Genomic DNA, 26,583 nt, shown 5'->3' with positions numbered 1-26,583 from the left:
ACCGGCCGGTCCGCGTCCGGTGCCGGGCTGACGTGTTGTCGTACCCGCCTGCGAGACTTGGCCCATGCGCATTGTGGTTCTGGCAGGCGGCATCGGTGGTGCCCGGTTCCTGCGCGGTCTGAGAAGGGCCGTGCCGGACGCGGACGTCACGGTGATCGGCAACACCGGCGACGACATCCACCTCTTCGGGCTGAAGGTCTGCCCGGACCTCGACACGGTGATGTACACGCTGGGCGGCGGCATCAACGAGGAGCAGGGCTGGGGGCGGGCCGACGAGACCTTCCATCTCAAGGAGGAGCTGGCGGCCTACGGGGCCGGCCCGGCGTGGTTCGGGCTCGGCGACCGGGACTTCGCCACGCACGTCGTGCGGACGCAGATGCTCGGCGCCGGCTATCCGCTGAGCGCGGTCACCGAGGCGCTGTGCGACCGCTGGGAGCCCGGCGTGAAGCTGATCCCGATGACCGACGACCGGGTGGAGACCCACGTGGCGGTCGAGACGGACGGCGAGCGCAGGGCCATCCACTTCCAGGAGTACTGGGTGCGGCTGCGCGCCTCCGTCCCCGCCCAGGCGGTGGTCCCGGTGGGCGCCGAGCAGGCCAAGCCCGCGCCGGGGGTCCTGGAGGCCATCGCCGAGGCGGACGTCATCCTCTTCCCGCCGTCCAACCCGGTCGTGTCCATCGGCACCATCCTGGCCGTCCCCGGGATCCGCGAGGCGATCGCGGACGCCGGGGTGCCGGTGGTCGGCCTGTCCCCCATCGTCGGGGACGCGCCCGTGCGCGGGATGGCCGACAAGGTGCTCGCCGCGGTGGGCGTGGAGTCCACGGCCGCCGCGGTCGCCGAGCACTACGGCTCGGGGCTGCTGGACGGCTGGCTCGTCGACACCGTCGACGCGGGCGCGGTCGAGCGGGTCGAGGCGGACGGGATCCGCTGCCGGGCCGTGCCGCTGATGATGACCGACGTGGACGCGGCCGCGCAGATGGCGCGGGAGGCGCTGGCGCTGGCCGAGGAGGTGCGGGGAGCGTGACCGGGGCAGCCTCCGCCGGGACGCCGGACGAGCGGACCGGATTCCGGGTCTGGGCCCTGCCCGGCATCCCCGAGGTGCAGCCGGGCGACGACCTGGCCAAGCTGATCGCCGCGGCCGGACCCGGTCTCGCCGACGGGGACGTGCTGCTCGTCACCTCCAAGATCGTGTCCAAGGCGGAGGGCCGGATCGTCCGGGCCGCCGACCGGGAGGCGGCGATCGACGCCGAGACCGTGCGGGTGGTCGCCCGGCGCGGCGCCCTGCGCATCGTCGAGAACCGGCAGGGCCTGGTCATGGCCGCCGCCGGGGTCGACGCCTCCAACACCCCCGCCGGGACCGTGCTGTTGCTGCCCGAGGACCCGGACGCGTCCGCGCGGGCCCTCCGCGCGGGGCTGCGCGACGCCCTCGGCGTCGACGTCGGTGTCGTCGTCACCGACACCTTCGGGCGGCCCTGGCGGGCGGGGCTCACCGACGTGGCGATCGGCGCGGCCGGCGTGCGCGTGGTGGACGATCTGCGCGGCGGCACGGACGCGCACGGCAACCCGCTCAGCGCCACCGTCGTCGCCACGGCGGACGAGCTGGCCGCCGCCGGCGACCTGGTCAAGGGCAAGGCGGCGGGACGGCCGGTCGCCGTGGTGCGGGGTCTGCCGCACGTGGTGGCGCGGGAGGACGGCGAGGGGGCGCGGGCGCTGGTGCGCTCCGCGCGGGACGACATGTTCCGGCTCGGCACCTCCGAGGCGGTCCGGGAGGCCGTGACCCGGCGCCGTACCGTCCGGGCGTTCACCGACGAGCCCGTCGACCCCGGCGCGGTGCGCCGCGCGGTGGCCGCCGCCGTGACCGCTCCCGCCCCGCACCACACGACGCCCTGGCGGTTCGTCCTGCTGGAGTCGCGGGAGTCGCGGGAGCGGCTGCTCGACGCGATGCGGGACGCGTGGATCGCGGACCTGCGGCGGGACGGCAAGAGCGAGGAGTCCGTCGCCCGGCGGATCCGCCGCGGCGACGTGCTGCGCAACGCGCCCTACCTGGTGGTGCCCTGCCTCGTCATGGACGGCTCGCACCACTACGGGGACCCGCGGCGGGACGGTGCCGAGCGGGAGATGTTCGTCGTCGCGACGGGCGCGGGCGTGCAGAACCTGCTGGTCGCGCTGGCCGGGGAGCGGCTGGGGTCGGCCTGGGTGTCGTCGACGATGTTCTGCCGGGACGTGGTGCGCGAGGTGCTCGGGCTGCCGGCGGACTGGGAGCCCATGGGGGCGGTCGCGGTCGGGCATCCGGCGCAGGAACCGGGGCCCCGGCCCGAGCGGGACCCGGAGGCCTTCATCGAGGTCCGGTGAGAGGTGCGGTGAGGGGCCGCACGAGCGGGTGCCGGGCGGCCGGTCTGGCCTAGTCTCTAGGGGCAGCGGCCCGACCACAGCCCGGGGCCGGCAGAACCGGAAGCCTGAGGACCTCATTCGTGGCAGGACGTTTCGCTCCCCGGCCCACGCCCACGACCGTGCGCGGCGGGGACGTGGCGCTGCCCGGCGGGGTGCCTCGGCAGGTGGCCGGACCCGCCCGGGCGCGGCGGTACGTGCCCGGCGGGCCGTTGGATCTCGGGCTGGTGCTGGGTCCGCTGCGGCGCGGGCCCGGCGATCCGACGTTCCGCGCGACGCGCGACGGCTCCGTGTGGCGGGCCGTCCGGACGCCCGCCGGGCCGGGGACGCTACGGGTGTACGGCCACGGCGGTGAGGTGTGCGCGCAGGCCTGGGGGCCGGGGGCGGACTGGCTGCTGGAGCAGCTGCCCGAGCTGCTCGGCGCCGCCGACGACCCGGAGGCGTTCGTGCCCCGGCACCGGCTGGTGGCGCTGGCGCGGCACCGCAGGCCGGGGCTCAGGCTGACCCGGACCGGGCTGGTGCTGGAGTCGCTGATCCCGTCGGTGCTGGAGCAGAAGGTCACGACCGACGAGGCGTACCGGGCGTGGCGGTTGCTGGTGCGGAGGTTCGGGGAGCCGGCACCGGGGCCCGCGGGGGCGTTCGAGCGGCCGATGTGGGTGATGCCCGCGCCGCGGACCTGGGCGCTGATTCCCTCCTGGGAGTGGCACCGGGCGGGGGTCGACGACAAGCGGGCCTCGACGATCCTGCGCGCGGTGCGGGTCGCCGCGCGGCTGGAGCAGGCCGTGGCGATGCCGGCGGCGGAGGCCCGGGCGCGGCTGGAGGTCGTGCCGGGGATCGGGCCGTGGACGTCGGCGGAGGTGGTGCAGCGCAGCCACGGCGCGGCGGACGCGGTGACGGTGGGGGACCTGCATCTGCCGGGCATCGTGGGATGGGCGCTGGCGGGGAACCGGCATGCGGACGACTCCGTGATGCTGGAGTTGCTCGAGCCGTATGCGGGGCAGCGGCACCGGGCGGCCCGGCTGATCCTGCTGAGCGGGCAGGCGCCGGCGCGGAGGGCGCCGAAGATGCCTCGGGTGGACATCGGGCTGCTGTGACGGCGCCCTGGGCCGGTGCCGGCCGGGGTGGGTTCACGTACCCGCGCTCGCGGGGTGCCGCTGCGCCCTCCCGTGCGCCTGGGGTCCCCCAGGCGCTTGAGACATTGGGGGAGGGACGACTGCCCGCAGCGACGCCGGGACAGCCGTCCCCGCCGCTACTGGTCGGACGAGAAGCGCACGGCGCCCGCCGGGATGTGGGCGTCGCACCAGATGCGGGCGCCCTCGCGGAGTTCGTTGTCCGGGCCGATCACCGCGCCGTCGCCGATGACGGTGCCGGTGAGGACGGAGCGTTCGCCGACGCGGGCGCGGGCGCCGACGAGGGAGTCGGTGACGACCGCGCCGGGTTCGATGACGGCGCCGGCGAGGATCGTCGAGCCGGAGACGCGCGCGCCCTCGGCGACGAAGGCGCCCTCGCCGACCACCGTGCCGCCCGTCAGCTTCGCGTCCGGCGCCACCGTGGCGGTGGGCAGGACGAGGCGGTCACCGCAGCGGCCGGGCACGGCCGGGGAGGGGGCACGGCCGAGGACGAGGTCCGCCGAGCCGCGGACGAACGCGGCGGGCGTGCCGAGGTCCAGCCAGTAGGTCGAGTCGACCATGCCCTGCAGGTGGGCGCCGGAGGCCAGCAGTTCGGGGAACGTCTCGCGCTCCACCGAGACCGGGCGGCCCGCCGGGATCGTGTCGATGACCGAGCGGCGGAAGACGTACGCCCCCGCGTTGATCTGGTCGGTGACGATCTCCTCCGGCGTCTGCGGCTTCTCCAGGAAGGCCAGCACCCGGCCCGTCGGGTCGGTCGGCACGAGGCCGTAGGCGCGGGGGTCGGTGACCTTGGTCAGGTGCAGGGACACGTCCGCGCCGGTCGACTCGTGGGTGTCGGTCAGGGCCCGGATGTCCAGCCCGGTGAGGATGTCGCCGTTGAAGATCAGTACCGGGTCGTCGGGCCCGGAGTGCAGCCGCGAGGCGACGTTGCGGATGGCGCCGCCGGTGCCGAGGGGCTCCTCCTCGGTGACGTACTCGATGTGCAGGCCCAGGGAGGCGCCGTCACCGAAGTAGGGCTCGAAGACCTCGGCGAGGTAGCTCGTCGCGAGGACGATGTGCTCCACGCCCGCCGCCCGCGCCCGGGCCAGCTGGTGCGTGAGGAACGGCACCCCGGCCGCCGGCACCATGGGCTTCGGGGTGTGCACGGTGAGCGGACGCAGCCGCGTGCCCTTGCCGCCGACCAGGAGGATCGCTTCTGTCACCTGTCGTCTCTGCTTCCTGCCGGGACCGGCCGCTCTACTCGTTTCGGCCGGTCAGTGTAGGCGGACCGTGCGACGGCGCCCTCGGTGGCCGGGCGGTGCGCCACGGGATCGGCGTCCGGTTTCCCCCATACGCCCGGCCCGTCCCGGCGGGCCGCGGGCCCTCAGCGCCCCTGAATTGCCCGGACATGTGGCTGTATATCCGTCCCGTTGGCCGGAGATGACGTTCAGTCGTACGTTCTTACCCTTTGTATAGAGGATTCCCACCTTCCGGCCTCGGATATGTCTCCCCCCACGGATCGGCCCGAGGTGCCGGTGCCGAAAGCGCCGCGGCGTACTCTTGCGCGGGTGACTGCCACCGAACGCACCCCTGCCGACCTGCTGCGTTCCGCGCTCGCCGCGGATCCCGGCCGCCCGCTGGTGACCTTCTACGACGACGCCACGGGCGAACGCGTCGAACTGTCCGTGGCCACCTTCGCCAACTGGGTGGCCAAGACCGCCAACCTCCTCCAGGGTGAATTGTCCGCCGGGCCCGGCGACCGGGTCGTGCTGCTGCTGCCGGCGCACTGGCAGACGGCCGTGTGGCTGCTGGCGTGTTCGTCAGTGGGTGCGGTGGCGGACCTGGCCGGCGATCCGGCGTCCGCCGACGTCGTCGTCAGCGGACCCGACACGCTGGAGGCGGCCCGGGCCTGCGGCGGCGAGCGGGTCGCGCTGGCGCTGCGGCCGCTCGGCGGGCGTTTTCCCCAGCCCCCGGCGGGGTTCGTGGACTACGCCGTGGAAGTCCCGGGCCAGGGAGACCGGTTCGCGCCGTTCGCGCCGGTGGATCCGGACGATCCGGCGCTGGTCGTGGCCGGGGCCGCGTTCAGCGCGGCCGAGGTGGTGGAGCGGGCCCTGGCCGACGCCCCCTCGCTCGATCTGACGGGGCCGGGTTCGCGGCTGCTGTCGGGGCTGCCGTACGACTCGTGGGACGGGGTCAGCGCGGGGCTCTACGCGCCGCTCGCCGCCGGAGGGTCCGTGGTGCTGTGCCGGAACCTGGACCGGCTGGACGAGGAGCGCCTCGCCCAGCGCATCGAGAGCGAACGGGTGACCGCGTCCCGCCGCTGAACGGGTGCGGCGGGCCACCGCCGAGCGGCCGCGGCGGGCCGCCGTAGCCCGCCTGGAGCAGTACGGGGCGCCTTCCCTCCCCCCGCGCGCCATGGTCGTAGGAGCAGGACGAGACGCTCGTACGCCAGGGAGGGACGTGGCCGACACCGCAGGCACACCCCTCGGTCCGCGTCCCGGGTCCTCCGCCACCGGGCGGGGGCTCGCGCGGCGGCGCCGGCGCCGGTGGGCCGGGGGGACGGCGCTCGGGGCGGGGGTGCTCGCCGTGGCGGCGGCCGCGGCCGGTTGGGCGGTGTACGCCAGGCTCAGCGCCAACATCACCCCCGACGAGGCGGCGGCGGCCGAACTGGCCCGGTACGAGCGGGAGCGGCCCACCGAGTTGGTGCGGGGCGCCCAGAACATCCTGCTGATCGGGTCGGACACCCGGGCCGGTGACGGCAACGGCGCCTACGGACGGGACGTGGGCAGCGAGCGGTCCGACACGACGATCCTGCTGCACCTGGCCGCCGACCGGCGCAGCGCCACCGCGGTCTCGCTGCCCCGGGACCTGATGGTGGACATCCCCGGCTGCCGGCAGCAGGACGGCAGCCGGAGCGAGCCGGTGTTCGCCATGTTCAACCACGCCTTCGAACTGGGCGGTTCGGCCTGCACCATCCGCACCGTCGAGAAGCTGACGGACATCCGTGTCGACCACCACGTGGTGGTCGACTTCAGCGGGTTCAAGGACATGGTCGACGCCGTCGACGGGGTCCAGGTGTGCCTGCGGGAGCCGATCGACGACAAGGCGGCCAAGCTGAGACTGCCCGCGGGCCGGGTCACGCTCGACGGGGAACAGGCCCTCGGGTACGTGCGGGTGCGCAAGTCGCTCGGCGACGGCAGCGACACCGACCGCATGGAGCGCCAGCAGCGGTTCCTCGGCGCGCTGGTGGACAAGGTGCGCGGCGACGGCGTGCTGCTGAACCCGGTGAAGCTGTATCCGGTGCTGGACGCGGCGACGTCCTCGCTCACCACCGACCCGGAACTGGCAAGTCTGCGCGGCTTGTACCAGTTGGTACGGGGGTTGCGCACCATCCCGGCGAAACAGGTGCGGTTCCTGACGGTGCCCAGGGAGGCGTACGTCTACGACTCCAACCGCGACCAGCTCGTGGAGCCGGACGCCGAGCGGCTGTTCGCACGGCTGAGGGCGGACCGGGCGGTGGCCGTGGCACCGGACGGCGACGGGCGGAGAACCGGGGGCGGGTCCTCGCGCGACCCCGCGCCCACTCCGACCTTTCGCGGAAACACCGCCGCCGAACACGCCTGTGAGTAAGACGTTCACCAAGTCGGCGAACTTCTGTTCAGGAGTATGAGGGGGATTGCCCAGTTGTAGGAAGGTGGAATTTGTCACCGGCGTCGCTGGACGCTGAACTGGGCGGATAGTGTGAGCGATCGGGTGCACCCGGCCGCGAGGTCCGTCCTGGGGTCGTGCACTGATTCACCGAGACCCGAGCGCCTTGGGGGGAAGGCGCCGCGTGGCCCCGACGGAGGATTCGGACAACCGTGGACGCGCAAGGCCGTGGGCGGGCGGACAACATCGACCCCGCAGACCAGTGGGTACTCAATCCGAAGACCGGCGAATACGAACTGCGACTGTCCCCTTCCGGACCGCAGTCGCCGGTGCCCGGTCCCCGGAGACCGGCTTCCGGTGAGCGCGACGGCCGGCCGCGCGGCCGCGGGGGCCCGGGAGCGGGCGAGACGCGGGAGATGCGGCAGGCGAGCGGCGCGCAGGTGCCGGCGCCGCGGTCGGCCCGGCGCCGCACCGCCGAGCCCGAGCCGCCGCAGGGGCGCCGCGGCCGGCGGCCGGTGAAGAAGAAGTCGAAGGTCAAGAAGGTCCTGGCGTGGACCGCCGGCGGCACGGCGTTCGTGCTGGTCGCCGTCGGCACGGCCGGCTACCTGTACCTGAAGCATCTCGAGGGCAACGTCACCACGACGGACGTCGGCGGCGCGGCCAAGGACGGCTTCAGCAAGGACGGCGCCTTCAACATACTGATCATCGGCACCGACAAGCGCACCGGCAAGGGCAACGAGGGCTACGGCGACAAGGGCAGCATCGGCCACGCCGACACCAACATCCTGCTGCACGTCTCCAAGGACCGGACGAACGCCACCGCGCTCAGCATCCCCCGCGACCTGATCGTGAACGTGCCGGACTGCCAGACGAAGCAGCCCGACGGCACCGAGAAGGTCATCCCGGGCAGCGAGAACGTCCGCTTCAACACGAGTCTCGGCCAGGAGGGCCGGGACCCGGGCTGCACCATGAACACCGTCAAGGCGGTCACCGGCATCCAGCCCGACCACTTCATGATGGTCGACTTCAACGCGGTGAAGACGCTGACCACGGCGGTCGGCGGGGTCGACGTGTGTCTCGCCCACTCCGTGAACGACAAGGACTCGCACCTCAACCTGAGCAAGGGCCCGCACAAGATCGAGGGCGAGCAGGCGCTGGCCTTCGTCCGCACCCGGCACAGCTGGGGCAACCAGGGCGACCTGGACCGCATCAAGGTGCAGCAGCAGTTCATGGCCTCGCTCATGCGCAAGATGTCCTCCAGCGACACGCTCACCAGCCCCAGCAAGCTCGTCGACCTCGCCGAGGCCGCCACCAAGGCGCTCACCGTCGACAAGGGCATCGGACACGTGAGCACGCTCAAGGACATCGCGCTGGAGCTGAAGAAGGTGCCGACGAAGAACATCACCTTCCTCACCGTGCCGGTGATCGACAACCCGGCCGACGGCGTCGTCCACAAGACGGTCGTCGTCAACCCGAACACCGCTCCCCAGGTCTTCGACGCCATCAAGAACGACGTCTCCTTCACCGAGGTGAAGAAGAAGCGGAAGGCGGCGAAGGACGCGGCGGCCGCGCGGCTCAAGGGCAGCAAGTCCGCGCCCGGCGACGTGCGGTTGCGGATCCTCAACGGCGGTGCGGTGGCGGGCAGCGCGCAGGAGACGCTGCAGTGGCTGCAGAACGACAAGGGCGTGCTGAAGTCGGAGAACGCGGGCAACGCCCCGGCGCAGCTGAGCAAGACCACTCTCGAGTACGCGCCCGGCCAGGCCGCCCAGGCGCGCGAACTGGCCTCCCTGATGGGGCTGCCGGGCTCCGCGCTGAAGCCGGGCAAGAGCGTCACCAACTCCCAGGGGCTGCCGGCGATGACGCTGACCCTGGGCAAGGACTTCAAGGGTGCGGGGGTCTCCCTCACCGTCCCGTCCAAGGCACCCGAGGTCGACGGCAAGTCCACGGCGGACAAGGTTCAGTGCGCCTCGTAGGTAACCCAACGGGTCCGTCGTGCGTCTAACCCGACGCGGGGCGGACCCGTTGTCATGGCGCGAGGGTGGGGAGGCAGGGAGTTGTCGCAGAGCGGTGTGCGGGGGGAACCCGCGGTCGAGGACACGATGTCGCTCGCGCCGCGGGCGGGGGACGCGCCGGACGGCGGCGGACGGCGGGGCGGCGGGCGCGGGGGCCCGACGGCCGGCAGACCGCGGCGCCGGCGGCGCGTGCTGCGCTGGTCGGCGACCGTCCTCGCGGTGGTCATACTCGGCACGGCCGGCGCCGGATACCTGTACTACCAGCACCTGAACGGCAACATCCAGAAGGGCGCGCGCAGCAGCGGCGACGACTCCAAGGCGCTGCGGACCCGCCCGAACGCGGCCGGGCAGACCCCCCTGAACATCCTGCTGATCGGCTCCGACAGCCGTAACTCCGCGCGGAACCTCGAGCTCGGCGGCAGCAGGTCCAGTGTCGGCAGTCCGCCGCTCGCCGACGTGCAGATGCTGATCCACCTGTCCGCGGACCGCAGAAGCGCCGCCATGGTGAGCATCCCCCGCGACACCCGCGTCGACATCCCGAAGTGCACGGACCCGAAGACCGGCAAGGTCTACCCGGCGACCAACGACATCATCAACACCACCCTGGCCCGGGGCGGCGCCGGCTGCACGCTGGCCACCTGGGAGAACCTCACCCACGTCTACATCGACCACTGGATGATGATCGACTTCGCGGGCGTGGTGAACATGGCGGACGCCATCGGCGGCGTCGAGGTCTGTGTGAAGCAGAACGTCTGGGACCACTCGACGCCCGCCCAGCGCGGCGGCTCCGGGCTGAAGCTGACTGCCGGGCGGCACAAGGTCAAGGACGTGCAGGCGCTGCAGTGGCTGCGTACCCGGCACGCCTGGGGCAGCGACCTGATGCGCGCCCGCGCCCAGCACATGTACCTGAACTCGATGATGCGCACGCTCAGGCAGCAGAACGTCTTCACCGACACCGGCCGGCTGATGGACCTGGCCGAGGCGGCCACCAAGTCGCTGAAGGTCTCCGAGGAGATCGGCACGGTCAAGAAGCTGTACGACCTGGGCATGGAGATGAAGTCGGTTCCGTCGAACCGCATCACGTCGGTGACGATGCCCAACGTCGACGACCCGAGCAACAGCGAGCACGTGGTGCCGGCCAAGGGCGCCGACCGGATCTGGCAGATGCTCCGCGACGACGTGGCGCTCGACAAGAACGGCAAGTCGTCCGGCTCCGGCGCGAAGAAGGCGGGCTCGGCCGCGCCGGCCAAGGCGCCCTCGGTCGACGCGGCCCGGCTCGGGGTGCTGGTGCAGAACGCCACGCGGTCCGCCACCGACGCCCCCGTCCCCCACCGGGCCGGGGCGATCGTCCAGGCGCTGGCGGGCAAGGGGTACGGCCGGGCCGCGGCCGACACCTCGGCGGCCCTGTCCGAGGACCGGACGGTCGTGCGCTACCCGAGCGCCGACCTGGAGGGCGACGCGCAGGCCGTCGCGAAGGCGCTGGGCATCCCGATGGACCAGGTCAAGCAGTCGACCGACGTCTCGGGGGTCACCCTGGTCGTCGGCGCGGACTGGCGCACGGGCACGGCCTACCCGAAGGCGTCCGCCCCGAAGGCCGGGGACCTGCCGAGCGACGCCGACGCCATCAACGGCGCGGACACGTCGCCGTGCATGCCGGTGTACAAGCCCTACCAGTGGTGAACCGACGCACAGGGCCCTCCCTCCCCGTCCTCGCGGACGGGGAGGGAGGGCCCTGTGCCGGTGCTCCCTCTGGGCTCAGTGCGGCTCGAGGACGGCTGGCCGGCGTGAGGCGATGACCTTCCTCGCCAGGGACTTCGGGCTGGTCAGGAAGCCCCAGCCCCACGACATGTGCATGGTGGCCAGGGCCACCGGGATCTGCAGCCGGGCCTTGAGCGGCAGGCCCTTGCCGGCCGGGACGGACCCGAGGACGATCGCCGCGAGGTAGCCCCCGGGGATCACGAGAGCCCACGGGGTCAGCGCCGCGCCTGCCACGATCCCGGCCGCGATCGCGCACACCGCCGTCGGCGGGGCGAGGTAGCGCAGGTTGATGGAGCCCTCGTGGTAGCGGGCGACGACGTGGCGCCAGCGGCCGTAGTCCTTGTACTGCTTGGCGAGGGCGCGCACGCTCGGCCGCGGCCGGTACGACACCCGCAGCTCCGGCGAGAACCAGATCAGGCCGCCCGCCTCGCGTATGCGGAAGTTCAGCTCCCAGTCCTGGGCGCGGATGAACTCCTCGTTGTACCCGCCCTGCCGCTCCAGCGCCTCACGGCGGAAGACGCCCAGGTACACCGTCTCGGCCGGGCCGGCCTGGCCGCCGGTGTGGAAGGCCGCGTTGCCGACGCCGATCTTCGAGGTCATGGCGGCGGCGACCGCGTGCTCCCAGTCGTTCTCGCCCTCGGCGTGCATGATGCCGCCGACGTTCTGCGCGCCGGTCTCCTCCAGGAGCCGGACGGCGGTCGCGATGTAGTTCGGCGAGAGCATGCCGTGACCGTCGACCCGGACCACGACCGGATGCCGGGAGGCCTTGATCGCCGCGTTCAGCGCGGCGGGGGTGCGGCCGGTCGGGTTCGGCACGGTGTGCACGCGCTTGTTCGCACGGGACGCGGTCTCGGAGACCAGCTCGGCGGCGATCTCGTCCGTGCGGTCCGTGGACGGACCGAGGGCGATCACGACCTCCATCTCGCCGGCGTACTCCTGCGCGAGGATCGCTTGGACGGCCCCGCGCAGATGCCGCTCCTCGTTGAGGACCGGCATGATCACAGAAACGGCGGGGAGCCGCACGTCGGGCTTGGCGTTCATAGGGGGATCACGTTACCGCGAACGGGGGACACCGGTGCGCGCCGCCTGGGCGGAGGCGCGGGATGAAGGTCGTATCGGCCTACCGTGCTCACGGATCCCACGTACGGCCGTCGTCCGGAGGTGTCCCCTTTGCCCAGCCCGCCACGGTCCCCTGCCCGGCCGCAGCGCCGACCGCAGCCGCCCCGCCGTGTGCCACGGCCGCCCGAGCGGGCCGCACCGCGCCCGCCGCGCCGGCGGCCGCGCTGGGCCATGCGGGCGGTGACCACGCTGTCCGTCGTGGTCCTCGCCTCGGCCGGCATCGGCCACGCCGTCGTCTCCAGCCTGGATGCCGGCATCGCCCGGGTCGACGCCTTCAAGGACATGAAGAACCGGCCCCGCGCGGGCCACGGCACGAACGTCCTGCTGGTCGGCACCGACGGCCGCGACAAGATCAGCGAGGAGGAGCGGCGCGCGTTCCGGCTCGGCGGTCAGCCCTGCCACTGCACCGACACGATGATGATCGTGCACATCTCGGCGGACCGGGAGCGGGCCAGCGTGATCAGCCTGCCCCGCGACTCCTACGCCGAGGTGCCCGAGCGCGTCGACCCGGCCACCGGGCGGCGGCACCCCGCGCACGCCGTCAAACTGAACGCGGCCTACGCCGAGGGCGGTCCCCAGCTGACCATCGCCACCGTCGAGGGCCTGACCCATCTGAAGATCGACCACTATCTGGAGGTCGACTTCACCAGCTTCATGCGCACGGTGGACGTGCTCGGCGGGGTGCGGATCTGCACCCCGGCCCCGCTGAAGGACAGCTACACCGGCCTCGACCTCTCCCCCGGCACCCACCTCCTCAAGGGCGGCCAGGCCCTGCAGTACGTGCGCGCCCGGCACGTGGACGCGGCGAGCGACCTGGGCCGGATGAAGCGGCAGCAGCGGTTCCTGGCGGCGCTGATCGAGCGGGCCACCTCCTCCGGGGTGCTGCTGAACCCGATCAGGTTCCGGGACGTGACCCGGGCGGTGCTCGGCTCGGTCCGCGCGGACAAGGGCTTCGGCACCGACGAGCTGCTGGACCTCGGCCGGGCGATGCGGAACTTCTCCCTGTCGTCCTCCGAGTTCGCCACCGTGCCCATCGGGCAGATGGACTTCCCGGTCAAGGGCGTCGGCTCGACGCTGAAGTGGGACCAGGCGGCGGCCGCCGGGCTGTTCGCCTCCCTGCGCGACGACAGGCCGCTCACCGTGGACCGACCGCGGCCGCGGGGCCCGGTGGCGGTGCCGGTCGAGGTCGACCCGCGGCGGATCCGGGTCCAGGTGGAGAACGGGACCGCGACGCAAGGTGTCGCCAAGCGCCTCGACGCGGCGCTCGGCACGGCCGGCTTCGCCGTCACCCACAGGCCGACCACCGCGGCCGTCCACGACGTCCGGCGCACGCTGATCTCCTACGACCCCCGCTGGGACCGTTCCGCCCGCAGCCTGGCGGCGGCCCTGCCCGGCAGCGAACTGCGCGCGGTACCGGGCCAGGGCCAGACGCTGAGGGTGACCACCGGGGCGGACTTCCAGGACGCGCGCAAGGTGCGCCGGGTCAAGGCCGAGGACCCGGCCAGGCCGGACCAGGGCGCGGTGCGCGGCACCGACGTGGTGTGCCCCGGGACCGTCTAGCCAGGCCCTGTCGTTCGGATCACACCGGCCTCAGTCCGTGAAGCCCTCCGCCGTCCGCCGTTCACGCAGCTCGCGGATGGCGCGGCGGCGGGCCAGGCGGTGGGTGCGGCGGATCTGGGCCTCCTGGTAGCGGCGGCGGTCGCGGTCGGTCTCGGGGACGACCGGCGGTACCCGGCGCGGCTTGCCGTCGGCGTCCACGGCCGCGAAGACCAGGTAGGCCGAGCCGACCTGGGTGGGCGGCGCCGACTCGTTCCAGCGCTCGGCGAGGACCCGGACGCCGATCTCCATGGAGGTCCGGCCGGTCCAGTTGACCTGGGCCTTCACATGGACCAGATCACCGACGCGGACCGGCTCGAGGAAGGCCATCTCGTCCATGGACGCGGTGACGGCGGGGCCGCCCGAGTGCCGGCCGGCCACCGCGCCCGCGGCGTCGTCGACCAGCTTCATGATCACTCCGCCGTGCACCGTGCCCAGGAGGTTGGTGTCGTTGTGGGTCATGATGTGGCTGAGCGTGGTGCGGGAGGCGGACGTCGGCTTGCCGGGGATGTCCGGTTCCGCGTCGGGGGCCAGGTCTGTCATGGCCCCCACCCTATGCCGAAGCGACAATCGCGGAATTTGTGTCGGCTTCGCAACAGCGGCGCTCTGATTTTCCGACATCCCTTGTAAGACCCGTAGCGGCGCCCTGCACACTGGGCCCCATGAATGACTGGCCCCAGGGATGGTCCGACGACAACCGCGGCCCGCGCTACGGACGCGGCAGCGCCGGCGCACAGCCGGAAGGTCCGCGCGTGATGCGCCAGGTGCAGCGCGGGCCGGTACCGCCCGGGCAGCGTTCCCACGGCCGCCCCGGCCCGGCGGCGCCGGCGTACGGCGGCGGAGTCCCGCAGCAGCCCACGTACGTCGACGGCCAGGGCCACGACGGTTACGACGACGGCTACGACAGCGGCTACAACACGGGCCAGGTCTACGGCGGCGGCCCGGAGGGGCCCCGCGGCGGGGGTCCGCGCCCCGCCCCGAACTGGCGGCGCCGGATCAAGTGGACCGCGATCACGCTGGCGACCGTGCTGATCGTCACATCGGTGGCCACCTACTTCTGGGCCGACTCCAAGCTGCACCGGGACGTCGACCTGTCCAAGGTCATCGACCGGCCCGAGGCCGGCGCGGGCACGAACTACCTGATCGTCGGCTCCGACAGCCGCAAGGGCATGACGGCCGAGGACAAGAAGAAGCTGCACACCGGCTCCGCCCAGGGCCAGCGCACCGACTCGATGATGATCCTGCACGTCGGCGACAACGGCGACACGCTGGTCTCGCTGCCGCGTGACTCGGACGTGGTGATCCCCTCGTACAAGGGGTCGACGTCCGGCAAGGTCTACCCGAACCAGGGCCGGCACACCAAGCTGAACGCGGCCTACGCCGAGGACGGCCCGACCCTCCTGGTGCGCACCGTCGAGTACAACACCGGCCTGCACATCGACCACTACGTGGAGATCGGCTTCGCCGGCTTCGCCAAGATCGTGGACGCGGTCGGCGGAGTCGACATCACCATCGACAAGGGCTTCAAGGACAAGTACTCGGGCGCCGACTTCAAGGCCGGCAAGCAGACCCTGAACGGCGAGGAGGCGCTGGCGTTCGTCCGCACCCGGCACGCCTTCGCCGCCTCCGACCTGCAGCGCACCAAGAACCAGCAGAAGTTCCTGTCGGCCCTGGCCCACCAGGTGGCCACCCCGTCGACCGTGCTGAACCCCTTCAAGTTCTACCCGACCATGAGCGCCGGTCTGGACACGCTCACCGTCGACAAGGACATGAGCCTGTGGGACCTGGCGTCCATGTTCTGGGCGATGAAGGGCGTCAGCGGCGGTGGCGGCACCTCGATGAACATGCCGGTCTCCGGCTCCACGGGCGGCAACCTCGTCTGGGACAAGGCGAAGGTGAAGACGCTGGTGGACGAGTTGAAGAACGACCAGAAGGTCACCGTCTCCGGCAACTAGGGTCTCGGGTCCGGCTCAGGCCGCCGCGGAGGCGAGCAGCGCGACATGGGGAAGGGCCAGCAGCCCTTCCCCTTCGTCGTACCGGGCGCTCAGCCGCTCGTACTCCCGCCGGACCCGGCCGGCGGTCTCCGGATCCTGGGAGGTGACGACCAGGCCGACGTTGCCGACGCCGGCGGCCACCCCGCTCCACCACTCCTCGACGGTCGCCCGGTGGTCCCACTCCAGCTCGGCGGCCTCGGCACCGCCGAAGCCGCTCTCCGCGAGGAGGGCGGCCAGGCCGTCCGGGGTCCGGGTGAAGTCCTCGTCCGGGGCGAGGCGCGGCAGGTACGCCGGCGGTACGGCCCCTCCGGCGGCGCACGCCTGTCCGAGCAGCTCCTGCCCGGCCCCGCGCCGGGCACCCCAGAGCGTCACCGCGAGGCGACCCCCGGGCCGCAGCACCCGGCGCAGCTCGGCGAGGGCGGTGCGCGGCCGGCCCACGTGGTTGAGCACGAAGTTCCCGACCACGGCGTCGAACGCGCCGTCCGCGAACGGCAGCCGCGGCAGGACGGCGACCTCCGCCGCCACTCCCCGCCGGCACGCCTCGGCGACCATGCCCGGGTCGGCGTCCACGGCCCGCACCAGGGCGCCCCGCTCCCCCGCCGCGAGCGCGGCCGTGCCGGTGCCGGTGCCGACGTCGAGGACCCGGGTCCCGGCGCCGACGCCGGCGGCGTCCAGCAGGGCGGGCACGGGATACGCGCACAGCCGCCCGAAACTCCCGGCGTACGCCTCGGTCCGCCCCGCCCACATGGTCCGCTCGGCCGCGTCGAAGGCCGTTGTCGCTTCCGCCCCGTTCACGGCACCAGCATGCCGCACAAACGATCGAGGGCACCCGGCAGGGGTGCCCTCGACCGCTCTCACACGCGCGGGGTCACATCGTGGCGCCCGCCATCGTCCGGCACATCTCGGCGCAGCGCCGACACGCGTCCGCGCAGCGCATCATCTGCTGGTCGTCCGGCATGGACATACACGCCTCGGCGCACATGTCGCACGCCCTGGCGCACATCGCGCACATCTCCTGGGACATGGGTGAGCGGCGCATCATCATGTCGGCGCACATCCGGGTCGTCTCGGAGCAGTCCATGAGCGCGCGCATGATCTGCATCTGGGACTGGCCGCCCATCTGCAGGCAGCAGCTCATGGTCTCCTCGCACACGGTGTGCGCCGCCATGCAGGCCTCGACGCAGTCCTGCATCTCCTTGCTCATCGGGGTCATGGCTGCGGGCTGGGTCATGGCTCCTCCTCGGGGCTCAGGGGCCCGGAGCGGGCCCTGGGTGCTTCCGTCCTACGCCGCCCCGCCTCCGCCCGCATGTGACCGACCGGTCAGGAGGGCCCGCAACGGACGGAAGGCGCCCCGCAGGGCGCCTTCCCGATGAGCGTGAGTCCGCGGCCGTTACGGCAGGTTGCGGGCCATCACGATCCGCTGGACCTGGTTCGTGCCCTCGTAGATCTGCGTGATCTTCGCGTCCCGCATCATCCGCTCCACCGGGTAGTCGCGGGTGTAGCCGTAGCCCCCGAGGAGCTGGACGGCGTCCGTGGTGACCTCCATGGCGACGTCCGAGGCGAAGCACTTGGCGGCCGCGCCCTGGAAGGTGAGATCGGCGTCGCCGCGCTCGGAGGCCGCCGCGGCCTGGTACGTCAGGGCGCGGGCGGCGGCGATCTTCATGGCCATGTCGGCCAGCATGAACTGGATGCCCTGGAAGTCGGCGATCGGCTTGCCGAACTGCTTGCGCTCCTGGACGTAGCCCTTGGCGTAGTCGAGGGCGCCCTGGGCGACGCCGAGGGCCTGGGCGGCGATGGTGATGCGGGTGTGGTCCAGCGTCTTCATCGCCGTGGCGAAGCCGGTGCCCTCCGCGCCGATCATGCGGTCGGCGGGGATGCGGACGTTGTCGAAGTAGACCTCGCGGGTCGGGGAGCCCTTGATGCCGAGCTTCTTCTCCGGGGCGCCGAAGGAGACGCCCTCGTCGGACTTCTCGACGACGAAGGCGGAGATGCCCTTGGTGCGCTTCTCGGGGTCGGTCACGGCCATGACCGTGTAGTACTCGGAGACGCCCGCGTTGGTGATCCAGCGCTTCACGCCGTTGAGGACCCAGTGGTCGCCGTCGCGGACGGCCTTGGTCTTCATGCCGCCGGCGTCCGAGCCCGCCTCCGGCTCGGAGAGGCAGTACGAGAACATCGCGTCGCCCTTGGCGAGCGGCGCCAGGTACTTCTTCTTCAGGTCCTCGGAGCCGGAGAGGATCACCGGCAGGGAGCCCAGCTTGTTCACCGCGGGGATCAGGGAGGAGGAGACGCAGGCGCGGGCCACCTCCTCGATCACGATGACGGTGGCGAGGGCGTCGGCGCCCGCGCCGCCGTACTCCTCGGGTACGTGCACCGCGTGCAGGTCGCCCGCCACGAGGGCGTCCAGCGCCTCCTGCGGGAAGCGGGCCTCCTCGTCCACCGCCGCGGCGTACGGCGCGATCTTCGCCTCGACCATGGAGCGGACGGCGTCGCGGAGCATGTCGTGCTCCTCGGACGGGCGGTACAGGTCGAAGTCAGCCGATCCGGCCACGGTCTCTCACGCTCCAAAGACGCAGTGATTACTGACGCTAATTACCGTTAAGTAACTCAAATTTTAAGGGTCTCCCGGGGACGCGCCTACGTGAGGTTGGCGACAGCGGGAAAGTTGCCCGCTCAAGGCCTCGCGCATGCCTTGGCTATGCTCGCCCTCGCACCCGACGCGTACCCTCTGGAGCACCCATGAGCCTGAAGATCACCGTGATCGGCACCGGCTATCTCGGCGCCACCCACGCCGCGGCCATGGCCGAGCTCGGCTTCGAGGTGCTCGGGCTCGACGTCGTGCCCGAGAAGATCGCCATGCTGGAGCGCGGCGAGACCCCGATGTACGAGCCGGGGCTCGAGGATCTGCTGCGCCGGCACGTGGCGGGCTTCGAGGGGTCCTCGGGGCGGCTGAGGTTCACGATGGACTGGGCCGAGGTGGCCGAGTTCGGCGACGTGCACTTCGTCTGCGTGAACACGCCGCAGCGGCACGGGGACTACGCGGCGGACATGTCGTACGTCGACGCGGCCGTCGCCTCGCTCGCCCCGCACCTGCGCGGTCCCGCGCTGGTGGTCGGCAAGTCGACGGTGCCGGTGGGCTCGGCGGAGCGGCTGGCCGCGTACCTGGCCGAGCACGCGCCCGCTGGGGCGGACGCGGAGCTGGCGTGGAACCCGGAGTTCCTGCGCGAGGGGTTCGCGGTGCAGGACACCCTGCACCCGGACCGGATCGTGGTCGGCGTGCGCAGCGAGCGCGCCGAGAAACTGCTGCGGGAGGTGTACGCCACCCCGCTGGCGGGCGGTACGCCGTTCGTGGTGACCGACTTCCCGACCGCCGAGCTGGTGAAGACGGCGGCGAACTCTTTCCTGGCCACGAAGATCTCGTTCATCAACGCGATGGCGGAGGTGTGCGAGGCCGGCGGCGGTGACGTGGCGAGGCTGGCGGAGGCCATCGGGTACGACGACCGGATCGGGAAGAAGTTCCTGCGGGCCGGGATCGGCTTCGGCGGCGGCTGTCTGCCGAAGGACATCCGGGCGTTCATGGCGCGCGCCGGCGAGCTGGGCGCGGACCAGGCGCTGACGTTCCTGCGGGAGATCGACTCGATCAACATGCGCCGGCGCGGGCAGATGGTGGAGATGGCGCGCGAGGCCCTCGGCGGCGGCTCGTTCCTGGGCCGGCGGGTCGCGGTGCTGGGCGCCACCTTCAAGCCCGACTCGGACGACGTGCGGGACTCGCCGGCGCTGAACGTGGCCGGGCAGATCCATCTGCAGGGCGGCCAGGTGACGGTGTACGACCCGAAGGGGATGGACAACGCCCGGCGGGTGTTCCCGACCCTGGGGTACGCGGATACGGCGTCGGAGGCGGTCCGGGGCGCCGACGTCGTGCTGCACCTGACGGAGTGGCGGGAGTTCCGCGAGCTGGACCCGGCGGCGCTGGGCGAGCTGGTGGCGGACCGGGTACTCCTGGACGGCCGCAACACGCTGGACCCGGAGCTGTGGCGCCGGGCCGGCTGGACGTACCGGGCGATGGGCCGACCCAACGCGTAGGCCTGCCCGGGAAGGCGACGGCGGCCGACCGGCCCGAGCCGGCGCGGTGGGGGCGCCCTGACGCGGGCGCCACGGGGCCCCACCCGAGCGTTGGGGAACCGGCGACCGACGGCCCGCGGGCGGATGCCCGTGCCCGGACCCAACGTCCGCGGCTTGACCGGCCGATCAGATCGCGGGAGAAACTACGGCGGCCGACCGGCCCAGGCCGGGGCGGTGGACGCTCCCCTTGCTTGGACGCGACGGCGGCCCCGCACAAGCCTGGCCGAGCCAACGACCCACGGCCCGCGGGCGGATGCCCGTGCCCGGACCCCACGTCCGCGGCTTGACCGGCCGATCGGAGCGCGGGAGAAGCGACGCCGGCCGATTGTCGCTGCCCGGGCCGGGGCGACGGAGGCTCCCTTGCGTGGCCGCACGAGCCTGGTCAAGCCGGCGGTCGGCGGCCCGCGGGCGGTCGCGGCCCGGGACGGGGCGGTGGAGGTGCTCCCGCGCGTGCCCGGGCGCGGGGCGGGACGGCGGCCCGGCAGGGCCTGGGGCGACTCGCAGAGCGCATCGCGGGGGACGCCGGTTCGGCCGAGGCTCAGTCGGCCGAACCGGCGTCTTCCCGCATTCTGCACCACGGGGCACACAGGTGGCCGGTGAACTCCTTGTGGTTCACGCCTCCTTCGCCCGGTACCGGCGCATCTTGGCGCGCGCTCCGCACACCTGCATCGAGCACCAGCGGCCGCGTCCCGCGGGGCTGCGGTCGTAGTAGGCCCAGTGGCAGGTCTCCGCCTCGCAGGCCTTCAGCCGGGTCCAGGTGCCCGCGACCAGCGCCTCGGCGACGGCGGCGGCGACCCGGGAGAGCAGTGGGCCGGTGTCGGCGGGGGCCAGGGTCGCGGAGCCGTCGTGCTCGTCGACGGCGATGCGCAGGGGGGCGTGGGCGAGCAGCGCGCCGAGCGGGGTGACCGGGCGGTGCGGCGGGTGGCCGGCGTGGGCGAGCAGCGTGGCGCGCAGCGACTCGCGCAGGGTGCGGGCGGCCGGCACCTCGTCCTCGGTGAGCCCGAAGCGGGCGCGGCCCTCCGGCGTGTCGAGCGAGTCGTGGCCGGACTCGATGTCGAGCGTGTTCACCAGCGCCTCGACCAGCGCGAGGCCTCCGGGCGCGGCCGATCTCTCACTCATGCTTGCGACGTTACCTCTTATACGGCAGCATGCAGTAACCGTTACTGGTTACCCGCATCTAGGGGTAACTGCACAGGTGACCCGAGGAGGAGTCATGGCTCTCGCGAAGCTGGGTGTCGTCGTCCTGGACTGTCCCGATCCGCGCGCGCTGGCCGGTTTCTACGCCGGGGTGCTGGGCGGCACGGTGGAGGGCGACGGGGAATGGGTGGACCTGAAGGTGCCCGGTGGCCAGGCGCTGGCCTTCCAGCGCGCGCCGGGGCTGGTCCCGCCGAAGTGGCCCGCGGCCGACGCCTCCCAGCAGTTCCATCTGGACCTGGTGGTGGAGGATCTGGACGCGGCGGAGAAGGGGGTGCTGGAGCTGGGCGCCAAGCCGCTGGACCGGCAGGCCACCTTCCGGGTTTACGCCGACCCGGCCGGGCACCCGTTCTGCCTCTGCGCCTGCTGACGAACCGATACCGGGAGGGCCCATGCCTGCGGTCGCGCGTCTGCGCTCCGTCGTCCTCGACTGCCCCGACCCGCACGCGCTGGCCGCGTTCTACGCGGCGGTCGCGGGCGGCACGCCCGAGGCCGGGGACGACGACTGGGTGGTGCTGAAGGTGCCGGACGGGCCACGGCTCGCCTTCCAGCGGGCCGAGGGGTTCACGCCGCCGCAGTGGCCCCGCGCCGACCGGGACTCGCAGCAGTTCCACCTGGACTTCGACGCGGGCCCGACCTGGGACGAGGTCGACGCGGCCCACGAGAAGGTGCTGGCGCTGGGCGCCCGCCCGCTGGACCTGGAGGACCGGGAGAAGAAGGACTTCCAGGTGTACGCCGACCCGGCCGGGCACCCCTTCTGCCTGTGCCGCATCGAGCGTCCGGCCGGGCAGGAGTGACGCGCGGCTAGCGCCCCTCGCCGTCCAGGGACTCGATGGTGGCGTGGGACGGGCCGCGGGTGGCCCGGAGGTCACGGGCCACGTCCTCCGCCGCGCCGAGCACCCGGACCGCGTTCTGCCAGGTGAGCTTGGCCAGGTCGGCCCTGGACCAGCCGCGGTCGAGGAGTTCGGCGATCAGGTTCGGATAGCCGGAGACGTCGTCCAGGCCGTCCGGGGTGAACGCGGTGCCGTCGTAGTCGCCGCCGATGCCGAGGTGGTCGACGCCCGCGGCCTCGCGCATGTGGTCGAGGTGGTCGGCGACCGTGGCCACCGTGGCGACCGGGCGCGGGGTGCGCTCCTCGAAGGCGCGGTGGACCGCCATCGCCTCCGGGCTGGTGTCGAGGTGGTGGAAGCCGTGCGCGCGCATGTTGTCGTCGGCCTCGGCCGTCCAGTCGACGGCGGCCTGGAGCACGAACTTCGGCACGAAGGTCACCATCGCCATGCCGCCGTTGCCGGGCAGCCGCTCCAGGACGTCGTCCGGGATGTTGCGCGGGTGGTCGCAGACGGCGCGGGCCGAGGAGTGCGAGAAGATCACCGGCGCGGCGGAGGCGTCCAGCGCGTCCCGCATGGTCGTGGCCGCCACGTGGGACAGGTCGACGAGCATGCCGAGCCGGTTCATCTCGCGGACGACCTCGCGGCCGAACGCGGACAGGCCGCCGACGGCGGGCTCGTCGGTCGCCGAGTCCGCCCAGTCCACGTTGTCGTTGTGGGTGAGCGTCATGTAGCGCACGCCGAGCGCGTACAGGGAGCGCAGCGTGCCGAGGGAGTTCTCGATCGAGTGGCCGCCCTCGGCGCCCATGAGGGAGGCGATCCGGCCCTCCGCGCGGGCCGCCTCCATGTCGGCCGCCGTCAGCGCGGCCCGCAGCTGCCCGGGATACCGGTCGATCAGCTGCCGGACGCAGTCGATCTGCTCCAGCGTGGCCGGCACGGCGCCCGGCTGGTCCGAGCGCACGTACACCGACCAGTACTGCGCGCCGACCCCGCCCTCGCGCAGCCGGGGCAGGTCGGTGTGCAGGTGGGCGTCCTGCCGTACGGCGACGTCGCGGGCGGCGAGGTCGTAGCGGACCTGCTCGCGCAGCGCCCACGGCAGGTCGTTGTGCCCGTCCACGACGGGGAACTCGCGCAGCAGCGCGCGGGCGTCGTCCAGCGAGGTCACCGGCCTCACTTCCCGAAACCGAAGCCGCCGCCCGCGCCCTCGGTCCTGGAGCGCAGCCGCTTGCCCTTCTCGGTGGCCTGGTCGTTGAGGTCCTGCTGGAAGTCGCGCATCTTCTGCAGCAGGTCCTCGTCGTGCGCGGCGAGCATGCGAGCCGCCAGGAGACCCGCGTTGCGGGCGCCGGCGACGGAGACGGTGGCGACCGGGACGCCGGCCGGCATCTGCACGATCGACAGCAGCGAGTCCATGCCGTCCAGGTACTTCAGCGGCACGGGCACGCCGATGACCGGCAGCGGGGTGACGGACGCGAGCATGCCCGGCAGGTGGGCGGCGCCCCCGGCCCCGGCGATGATCGCCTTCAGCCCGCGCTCGGCGGCCTGCTCGCCGTACGCGATCATCTCGCGGGGCATGCGGTGCGCGGAGACGACGTCGACCTCGTAGGCGATCTCGAACTCGTCCAGGGCCTTGGCCGCGGCCTCCATGACGGGCCAGTCGGAGTCCGACCCCATGACGATGCCAACAACGGGGCTCATTCGGTGATCGTGCCTCTCAGGTAGCCGGCTGCGTGACGTGCGCGGTCCAGTGCGTCGTCCAGGTCGTCGCCGTAGGTGTTGACGTGTCCGACCTTGCGGCCGGGCTTCACGTCCTTGCCGTACATGTGGATCTTGAGCTTCGGGTCGCGGGCCATGCAGTGCAAGTACGCGGAGTACATGTCCGGGAAGTCGCCGCCGAGGACGTTGACCATGACGGTCCACCGGACGCGCGGGCGGGGGTCGCCGAGGGGCAGGTCGAGGACCGCGCGGACGTGGTTGGCGAACTGCGAGGTGATCGCGCCGTCCTGGGTCCAGTGGCCGGAGTTGTGCGGGCGCATCGCCAGTTCGTTGACGAGGATGCGGCCGTCGCGGGTCTGGAACAGCTCGACGGCCAGGTGCCCGACGACGCCGAGCTCCTTGGCGATGGTCAGGGCCATCTGCTCGGCCTTCAGCGCCAGGTCCTCGTCCAGGCCGGGAGCCGGGGCGATCACGGTGTCGCAGACGCCGTTCACCTGCTGGGACTCGACCACCGGGTAGGCGACGGCCTGGCCGTGCGGGGAGCGTACGACGTTGGCGGCGAGCTCGCGGACGTAGTCGACCTTCTCCTCGGCGAGGACCGGCACGCCCGCCCTGAAGGGCTCGGCGGCCTCCTCGGCCGAGTCCACGACCCACACGCCCTTGCCGTCGTAGCCGCCGCGGACGGTCTTGAGCACGACGGGGAATCCGTCGCCCTCCGCCGCGAAGGCCGCCACGTCGGCCGGATCGGTCACGATCCGGTGGCGCGGGCAGGGGATGCCGATCGCGTCGAGCTTCGCGCGCATCACGCCCTTGTCCTGGGCGTGCACCAGCGCGTCGGGCCCGGGGCGCACGGGGATGCCGTCCGCCTCCAGGGCCCTGAGGTGCTCGGTGGGCACGTGCTCGTGATCGAAGGTGATCACGTCGCACCCGCGCGCGAACTCGCGCAGCGTCTCCAGATCGCGATAGTCGCCGACGACGACATCGTTCACGACCTGAGCCGCGGAGTCCTGAGGAGTGTCACTGAGGAGCTTGAACCTGATGCCCAACGGGATGCCCGCCTCGTGCGTCATACGCGCGAGCTGCCCCCCGCCGACCATGCCGACTACCGGGAACGTCACCCCTCTAGCGTATCGGCCGCGCCGGCCTGCCCCGATCGCGTCCCTCTCACCGGCTCTTACCCGGGACTTTCCCCCCTCTTCCCGACCTGTTCCCAAGCTGTGGCCTGGTGCGCAGGCATCGGCGCGGGCGCCTGGCTAGCATGGCCGGGTGACGAAACCTACGGACGGGAGCGGTACAGCCATGGAACGGCGTTCCTCGGGGCTGCGACGTCTCGTGCGCGAGGTGGCCAAGTTCGGCGCCGTCGGAGGCGCCGGCGTCCTTGTCAATCTCGGCGTGTTCAACCTGGTCCGGCACGTCTCCGAGCTGCCGGTGGTGCGCGCCAGCATCATCGCGACGGTCGTCGCGATCGCCTTCAACTACGTCGGCTTCCGCTACTGGACGTACCGGGACCGCGACAAGGGCGGCCGCACCCGGGAGCTCACGCTGTTCCTGCTGTTCAGCGCGATCGGCCTGGTCATCGAGAACGGGTTGCTGTACCTGGCGACCTACGGGTTCGGCTGGGACACCCCGCTGCAGAGCAACGTCTTCAAGTTCATCGGCATCGGCGTGGCGACCCTGTTCCGCTTCTGGTCCTACCGCAGCTGGGTGTTCCGGGCGATGCCCGCCCGGGAGGCCGTGGTGGCGAGCGGGGAGCCGGCCCTGGAGCCGCACCGGCCCGCGCCGAGGCAGCACGTCCGCTGACGGCGGGCGTCAGCGGACCGTCGGCTGGTCCTCCTCCGACCTGCGGGCCGGGGGCGTGCGGGACAGGAAGAGACCGAAGACCGGCGGCTGGGCCTGGAGCAGTTCGAGGCGGCCCCCGTCGGCCTCCGCGAGGTCGCGGGCCACGGCCAGGCCGATGCCGGTGGAGTTGCGCCCGCTGATGGTGCGCTCGAAGATCCGCGCGCCGAGGTCGGCGGGGACGCCGGGCCCCTCGTCGGTGACCTCCACGACGGCCTGGTTGCCGGTGACCCGGGTGCGCAGGGCGACGGTGCCGCCGCCGTGCATGAGGGAGTTCTCGATCAGCGCGGCCAGCACCTGGGCGACCGCGCCGGGCGTGCCGACGGCCTGCAGGTGCCGTTTGCCGGAGCTGACGACGGCCCGGCCGGCGCTGCGGTAGGCGGGGCGCCACTCGGCGAGCTGCTGCTGGATGACCTCGTCCAGGTCGAAGGTGACGGCGGAGCCGGTGCGCGGGTCGCGGGCGTTGGTGAGCAGCCGCTCGACGACGTCGGTGAGCCGCTCGACCTGGGTGAGCGCGACGTTCGCCTCCTCCTTCACCGTGTCCGGGTCGTCGGTGAGGGTGATCTCCTCCAGCCGCATGGACAGCGCGGTCAGCGGCGTGCGGAGCTGGTGGGAGGCATCGGCGGCCAGGCGCCGCTCGGCGGTGAGCATGCGCCCGATCCGCTCGGCGGAGGAGTCCAGCACGTCGGCGACGCGGTCCAGCTCGGGGACGCCGTAGCGCTTGTGGCGGGGGCGCGGGTCGCCGGAGCCGAGCCGTTCGGCGGTCTCGGCGAGGTCGGTCAGCGGGGAGGCGAGCCGGTTGGCCTGGCGTACGGCGAGCAGCACGGCGGCGACGACGGCGAGCAGTGCCACGAGGCCGATGATCAGCAGGGTCCGGCCGACCTCGCGGGTCACCGCTGAGCGCGGCTCCTGCACGGTGACCGTCTCGCCCTCCTCGCCGGTCTGCGTGGAGTGGATGACGTCACCGCGCGGCCTGGTGCCGATCTCGATCGGCGGGAGCCCGGGCCGGCGGATCACCGCGTACTGGTCCTTGCTGACCGGGTTGCGCAGGGCCTCGGCGTCGACCTTCTCCGAGGCGAGGATCCGGCTGTCCACGATGCTGGCCAGGCGCAGGGCCTCGGACTCCACCCGTTCCTGGGCGCTGTTGCTGATGGTGCGCGTCTCGACGATCACGAGGGAGACCCCGAAGACGGCGATCACGACCAGCACGACGGCAAGGGTGGACTGGATGAGACGTCGGCGCATGTCCTGTTACCTGAGGTGGTGCCGG

At 72.7% G+C, this 26,583-nt stretch carries 24 protein-coding genes; 13 read left to right on the top strand and 11 right to left on the bottom strand.

Annotated elements, in window-relative coordinates:
* Positions 1 to 64 precede the first annotated feature (64 nt).
* The 3 genes from cofD to AQJ66_RS10140 all read left to right on the top strand — a co-directional run bounded on the left by cofD (position 65) and on the right by AQJ66_RS10140 (position 3,482).
* Entirely contained in the window at positions 65 to 1,024 is a 960-nt protein-coding gene (gene cofD, locus AQJ66_RS10150) for a 2-phospho-L-lactate transferase (protein WP_061919297.1), read from the top strand.
* Complete coding sequence (locus AQJ66_RS10145; protein WP_061919295.1) at positions 1,021 to 2,352, top strand: coenzyme F420-0:L-glutamate ligase; 1,332 nt, start codon at positions 1,021 to 1,023, stop codon at positions 2,350 to 2,352. The genes cofD and AQJ66_RS10145 overlap by 4 nt, the downstream gene beginning before the upstream one ends.
* 119 nt (positions 2,353 to 2,471) lie before the next feature.
* On the top strand, positions 2,472 to 3,482 hold the full coding sequence (locus tag AQJ66_RS10140; protein WP_208611326.1) for a DNA-3-methyladenine glycosylase family protein: 1,011 nt from the start codon (positions 2,472 to 2,474) through the stop codon (positions 3,480 to 3,482).
* Between the two features lie 155 nt (positions 3,483 to 3,637).
* Here the strand turns inward: AQJ66_RS10140 and manB are convergent, their stop codons facing one another.
* Positions 3,638 to 4,720 (bottom strand): mannose-1-phosphate guanylyltransferase, encoded by a 1,083-nt coding sequence (manB, locus tag AQJ66_RS10135; protein ID WP_061919294.1) that lies wholly within the window; start codon positions 4,718 to 4,720, stop codon positions 3,638 to 3,640.
* Between the two features lie 345 nt (positions 4,721 to 5,065).
* On the opposite strand from manB, the gene AQJ66_RS10130 reads away from it, so the two are divergent.
* The 4 genes from AQJ66_RS10130 to AQJ66_RS10115 all read left to right on the top strand — a co-directional run bounded on the left by AQJ66_RS10130 (position 5,066) and on the right by AQJ66_RS10115 (position 10,837).
* A complete protein-coding gene (locus AQJ66_RS10130) occupies positions 5,066 to 5,821 on the top strand; it encodes a TIGR03089 family protein (RefSeq protein WP_061919292.1) in 756 nt (251 codons plus the stop codon).
* Positions 5,822 to 5,957: 136 nt separating this feature from the next.
* Positions 5,958 to 7,127: an LCP family protein gene (locus AQJ66_RS10125; RefSeq protein WP_061919290.1), complete on the top strand. Its 1,170-nt coding sequence runs from the start codon at positions 5,958 to 5,960 to the stop codon at positions 7,125 to 7,127.
* 230 nt (positions 7,128 to 7,357) lie between these two features.
* Positions 7,358 to 9,118 (top strand): LCP family protein, encoded by a 1,761-nt coding sequence (locus AQJ66_RS10120; protein WP_061919287.1) that lies wholly within the window; start codon positions 7,358 to 7,360, stop codon positions 9,116 to 9,118.
* 81 nt (positions 9,119 to 9,199) lie between these two features.
* Complete coding sequence (locus tag AQJ66_RS10115; protein ID WP_425264271.1) at positions 9,200 to 10,837, top strand: LCP family protein; 1,638 nt, start codon at positions 9,200 to 9,202, stop codon at positions 10,835 to 10,837.
* Between the two features lie 75 nt (positions 10,838 to 10,912).
* Here AQJ66_RS10115 and AQJ66_RS10110 read toward each other — a convergent pair whose 3' ends face one another.
* Positions 10,913 to 11,956, bottom strand: a complete 1,044-nt coding sequence (locus AQJ66_RS10110; RefSeq protein ID WP_061919285.1) for a glycosyltransferase family 2 protein — start codon at positions 11,954 to 11,956, stop codon at positions 10,913 to 10,915.
* A gap of 129 nt (positions 11,957 to 12,085) precedes the next feature.
* Here AQJ66_RS10110 and AQJ66_RS10105 point away from each other — a divergent pair, with 129 nt between their 5' ends.
* Entirely contained in the window at positions 12,086 to 13,594 is a 1,509-nt protein-coding gene (locus AQJ66_RS10105) for an LCP family protein (RefSeq protein WP_435833439.1), read from the top strand.
* A 30-nt stretch (positions 13,595 to 13,624) separates the two neighbouring features.
* Here the strand turns inward: AQJ66_RS10105 and AQJ66_RS10100 are convergent, their stop codons facing one another.
* On the bottom strand, positions 13,625 to 14,173 hold the full coding sequence (locus tag AQJ66_RS10100) for an acyl-CoA thioesterase (RefSeq protein WP_061919281.1): 549 nt from the start codon (positions 14,171 to 14,173) through the stop codon (positions 13,625 to 13,627).
* Between the two features lie 119 nt (positions 14,174 to 14,292).
* On the opposite strand from AQJ66_RS10100, the gene AQJ66_RS10095 reads away from it, so the two are divergent.
* Positions 14,293 to 15,585, top strand: a complete 1,293-nt coding sequence (locus AQJ66_RS10095; protein ID WP_208611324.1) for an LCP family protein — start codon at positions 14,293 to 14,295, stop codon at positions 15,583 to 15,585.
* 15 nt (positions 15,586 to 15,600) lie between these two features.
* Here AQJ66_RS10095 and AQJ66_RS10090 read toward each other — a convergent pair whose 3' ends face one another.
* The 3 genes from AQJ66_RS10090 to AQJ66_RS10080 form a co-directional block, all read right to left on the bottom strand.
* A complete protein-coding gene (locus AQJ66_RS10090; protein WP_061919424.1) occupies positions 15,601 to 16,371 on the bottom strand; it encodes a class I SAM-dependent methyltransferase in 771 nt (256 codons plus the stop codon).
* A gap of 121 nt (positions 16,372 to 16,492) precedes the next feature.
* Positions 16,493 to 16,855: a four-helix bundle copper-binding protein gene (locus AQJ66_RS10085; RefSeq protein ID WP_061919277.1), complete on the bottom strand. Its 363-nt coding sequence runs from the start codon at positions 16,853 to 16,855 to the stop codon at positions 16,493 to 16,495.
* Positions 16,856 to 17,014: 159 nt separating this feature from the next.
* Positions 17,015 to 18,172 (bottom strand): acyl-CoA dehydrogenase, encoded by a 1,158-nt coding sequence (locus AQJ66_RS10080; RefSeq protein WP_061919276.1) that lies wholly within the window; start codon positions 18,170 to 18,172, stop codon positions 17,015 to 17,017.
* A 188-nt stretch (positions 18,173 to 18,360) separates the two neighbouring features.
* On the opposite strand from AQJ66_RS10080, the gene AQJ66_RS10075 reads away from it, so the two are divergent.
* Positions 18,361 to 19,704: a UDP-glucose dehydrogenase family protein gene (locus tag AQJ66_RS10075; RefSeq protein ID WP_061919274.1), complete on the top strand. Its 1,344-nt coding sequence runs from the start codon at positions 18,361 to 18,363 to the stop codon at positions 19,702 to 19,704.
* Between the two features lie 651 nt (positions 19,705 to 20,355).
* Here the strand turns inward: AQJ66_RS10075 and AQJ66_RS10070 are convergent.
* A complete protein-coding gene (locus AQJ66_RS10070) occupies positions 20,356 to 20,862 on the bottom strand; it encodes a CGNR zinc finger domain-containing protein (RefSeq protein WP_061919272.1) in 507 nt (168 codons plus the stop codon).
* A 94-nt stretch (positions 20,863 to 20,956) separates the two neighbouring features.
* Between AQJ66_RS10070 and AQJ66_RS10065 the strand changes: the two genes are divergently transcribed.
* The gene (locus AQJ66_RS10065; RefSeq protein WP_061919270.1) at positions 20,957 to 21,307 is read left to right on the top strand and encodes a VOC family protein; all 351 of its coding nucleotides are present in this window, start codon (positions 20,957 to 20,959) and stop codon (positions 21,305 to 21,307) included.
* Between the two features lie 22 nt (positions 21,308 to 21,329).
* A complete protein-coding gene (locus AQJ66_RS10060) occupies positions 21,330 to 21,734 on the top strand; it encodes a VOC family protein (protein ID WP_061919268.1) in 405 nt (134 codons plus the stop codon).
* A 7-nt stretch (positions 21,735 to 21,741) separates the two neighbouring features.
* Here AQJ66_RS10060 and AQJ66_RS10055 read toward each other — a convergent pair whose 3' ends face one another.
* Genes AQJ66_RS10055 through AQJ66_RS10045 form a run of 3 tightly spaced genes read right to left on the bottom strand, consistent with a single transcriptional unit; the run spans position 21,742 to position 24,595 of the window.
* A complete protein-coding gene (locus AQJ66_RS10055; protein ID WP_061919266.1) occupies positions 21,742 to 22,929 on the bottom strand; it encodes a dipeptidase in 1,188 nt (395 codons plus the stop codon).
* A 5-nt stretch (positions 22,930 to 22,934) separates the two neighbouring features.
* The gene (gene purE, locus AQJ66_RS10050; RefSeq protein ID WP_079060160.1) at positions 22,935 to 23,459 is read right to left on the bottom strand and encodes a 5-(carboxyamino)imidazole ribonucleotide mutase; all 525 of its coding nucleotides are present in this window, start codon (positions 23,457 to 23,459) and stop codon (positions 22,935 to 22,937) included.
* Positions 23,456 to 24,595, bottom strand: coding sequence for a 5-(carboxyamino)imidazole ribonucleotide synthase (locus tag AQJ66_RS10045; protein ID WP_079060159.1), 1,140 nt, complete (start codon positions 24,593 to 24,595; stop codon positions 23,456 to 23,458). The genes purE and AQJ66_RS10045 overlap by 4 nt, the downstream gene beginning before the upstream one ends.
* A gap of 181 nt (positions 24,596 to 24,776) precedes the next feature.
* On the opposite strand from AQJ66_RS10045, the gene AQJ66_RS10040 reads away from it, so the two are divergent.
* Complete coding sequence (locus AQJ66_RS10040; protein ID WP_061919262.1) at positions 24,777 to 25,277, top strand: GtrA family protein; 501 nt, start codon at positions 24,777 to 24,779, stop codon at positions 25,275 to 25,277.
* 9 nt (positions 25,278 to 25,286) lie between these two features.
* Here the strand turns inward: AQJ66_RS10040 and AQJ66_RS10035 are convergent, their stop codons facing one another.
* The gene (locus AQJ66_RS10035) at positions 25,287 to 26,558 is read right to left on the bottom strand and encodes an ATP-binding protein (RefSeq protein ID WP_061919260.1); all 1,272 of its coding nucleotides are present in this window, start codon (positions 26,556 to 26,558) and stop codon (positions 25,287 to 25,289) included.
* Positions 26,559 to 26,583 lie beyond the last annotated feature (25 nt).

The organism is Streptomyces bungoensis, from assembly GCF_001514215.1.
Taxonomy (GTDB): Bacteria; Actinomycetota; Actinomycetes; order Streptomycetales; family Streptomycetaceae; genus Streptomyces; species Streptomyces bungoensis.
The sequence above is the reverse complement of the archived record's forward strand: the minus strand, read 5'-3'. Positions and strand labels throughout refer to the sequence as shown.

Coding starts and splice junctions, on each gene's coding strand:
- purE (WP_079060160.1), bottom strand. CDS start 23,459: ATGAGCCCCGTTGTTGGCATCGTCATGGGGTCGGACTCCGACTGGCCC.
- cofD (WP_061919297.1), top strand. CDS start 65: ATGCGCATTGTGGTTCTGGCAGGCGGCATCGGTGGTGCCCGGTTCCTG.
- AQJ66_RS10065 (WP_061919270.1), top strand. CDS start 20,957: ATGGCTCTCGCGAAGCTGGGTGTCGTCGTCCTGGACTGTCCCGATCCG.
- AQJ66_RS10075 (WP_061919274.1), top strand. CDS start 18,361: ATGAGCCTGAAGATCACCGTGATCGGCACCGGCTATCTCGGCGCCACC.
- AQJ66_RS10060 (WP_061919268.1), top strand. CDS start 21,330: ATGCCTGCGGTCGCGCGTCTGCGCTCCGTCGTCCTCGACTGCCCCGAC.
- AQJ66_RS10085 (WP_061919277.1), bottom strand. CDS start 16,855: ATGACCCAGCCCGCAGCCATGACCCCGATGAGCAAGGAGATGCAGGAC.
- AQJ66_RS10090 (WP_061919424.1), bottom strand. CDS start 16,371: ATGTGGGCGGGGCGGACCGAGGCGTACGCCGGGAGTTTCGGGCGGCTG.
- AQJ66_RS10095 (WP_208611324.1), top strand. CDS start 14,293: ATGAATGACTGGCCCCAGGGATGGTCCGACGACAACCGCGGCCCGCGC.
- AQJ66_RS10100 (WP_061919281.1), bottom strand. CDS start 14,173: ATGACAGACCTGGCCCCCGACGCGGAACCGGACATCCCCGGCAAGCCG.
- AQJ66_RS10110 (WP_061919285.1), bottom strand. CDS start 11,956: ATGAACGCCAAGCCCGACGTGCGGCTCCCCGCCGTTTCTGTGATCATG.
- AQJ66_RS10070 (WP_061919272.1), bottom strand. CDS start 20,862: ATGAGTGAGAGATCGGCCGCGCCCGGAGGCCTCGCGCTGGTCGAGGCG.
- AQJ66_RS10040 (WP_061919262.1), top strand. CDS start 24,777: ATGGAACGGCGTTCCTCGGGGCTGCGACGTCTCGTGCGCGAGGTGGCC.
- AQJ66_RS10035 (WP_061919260.1), bottom strand. CDS start 26,558: ATGCGCCGACGTCTCATCCAGTCCACCCTTGCCGTCGTGCTGGTCGTG.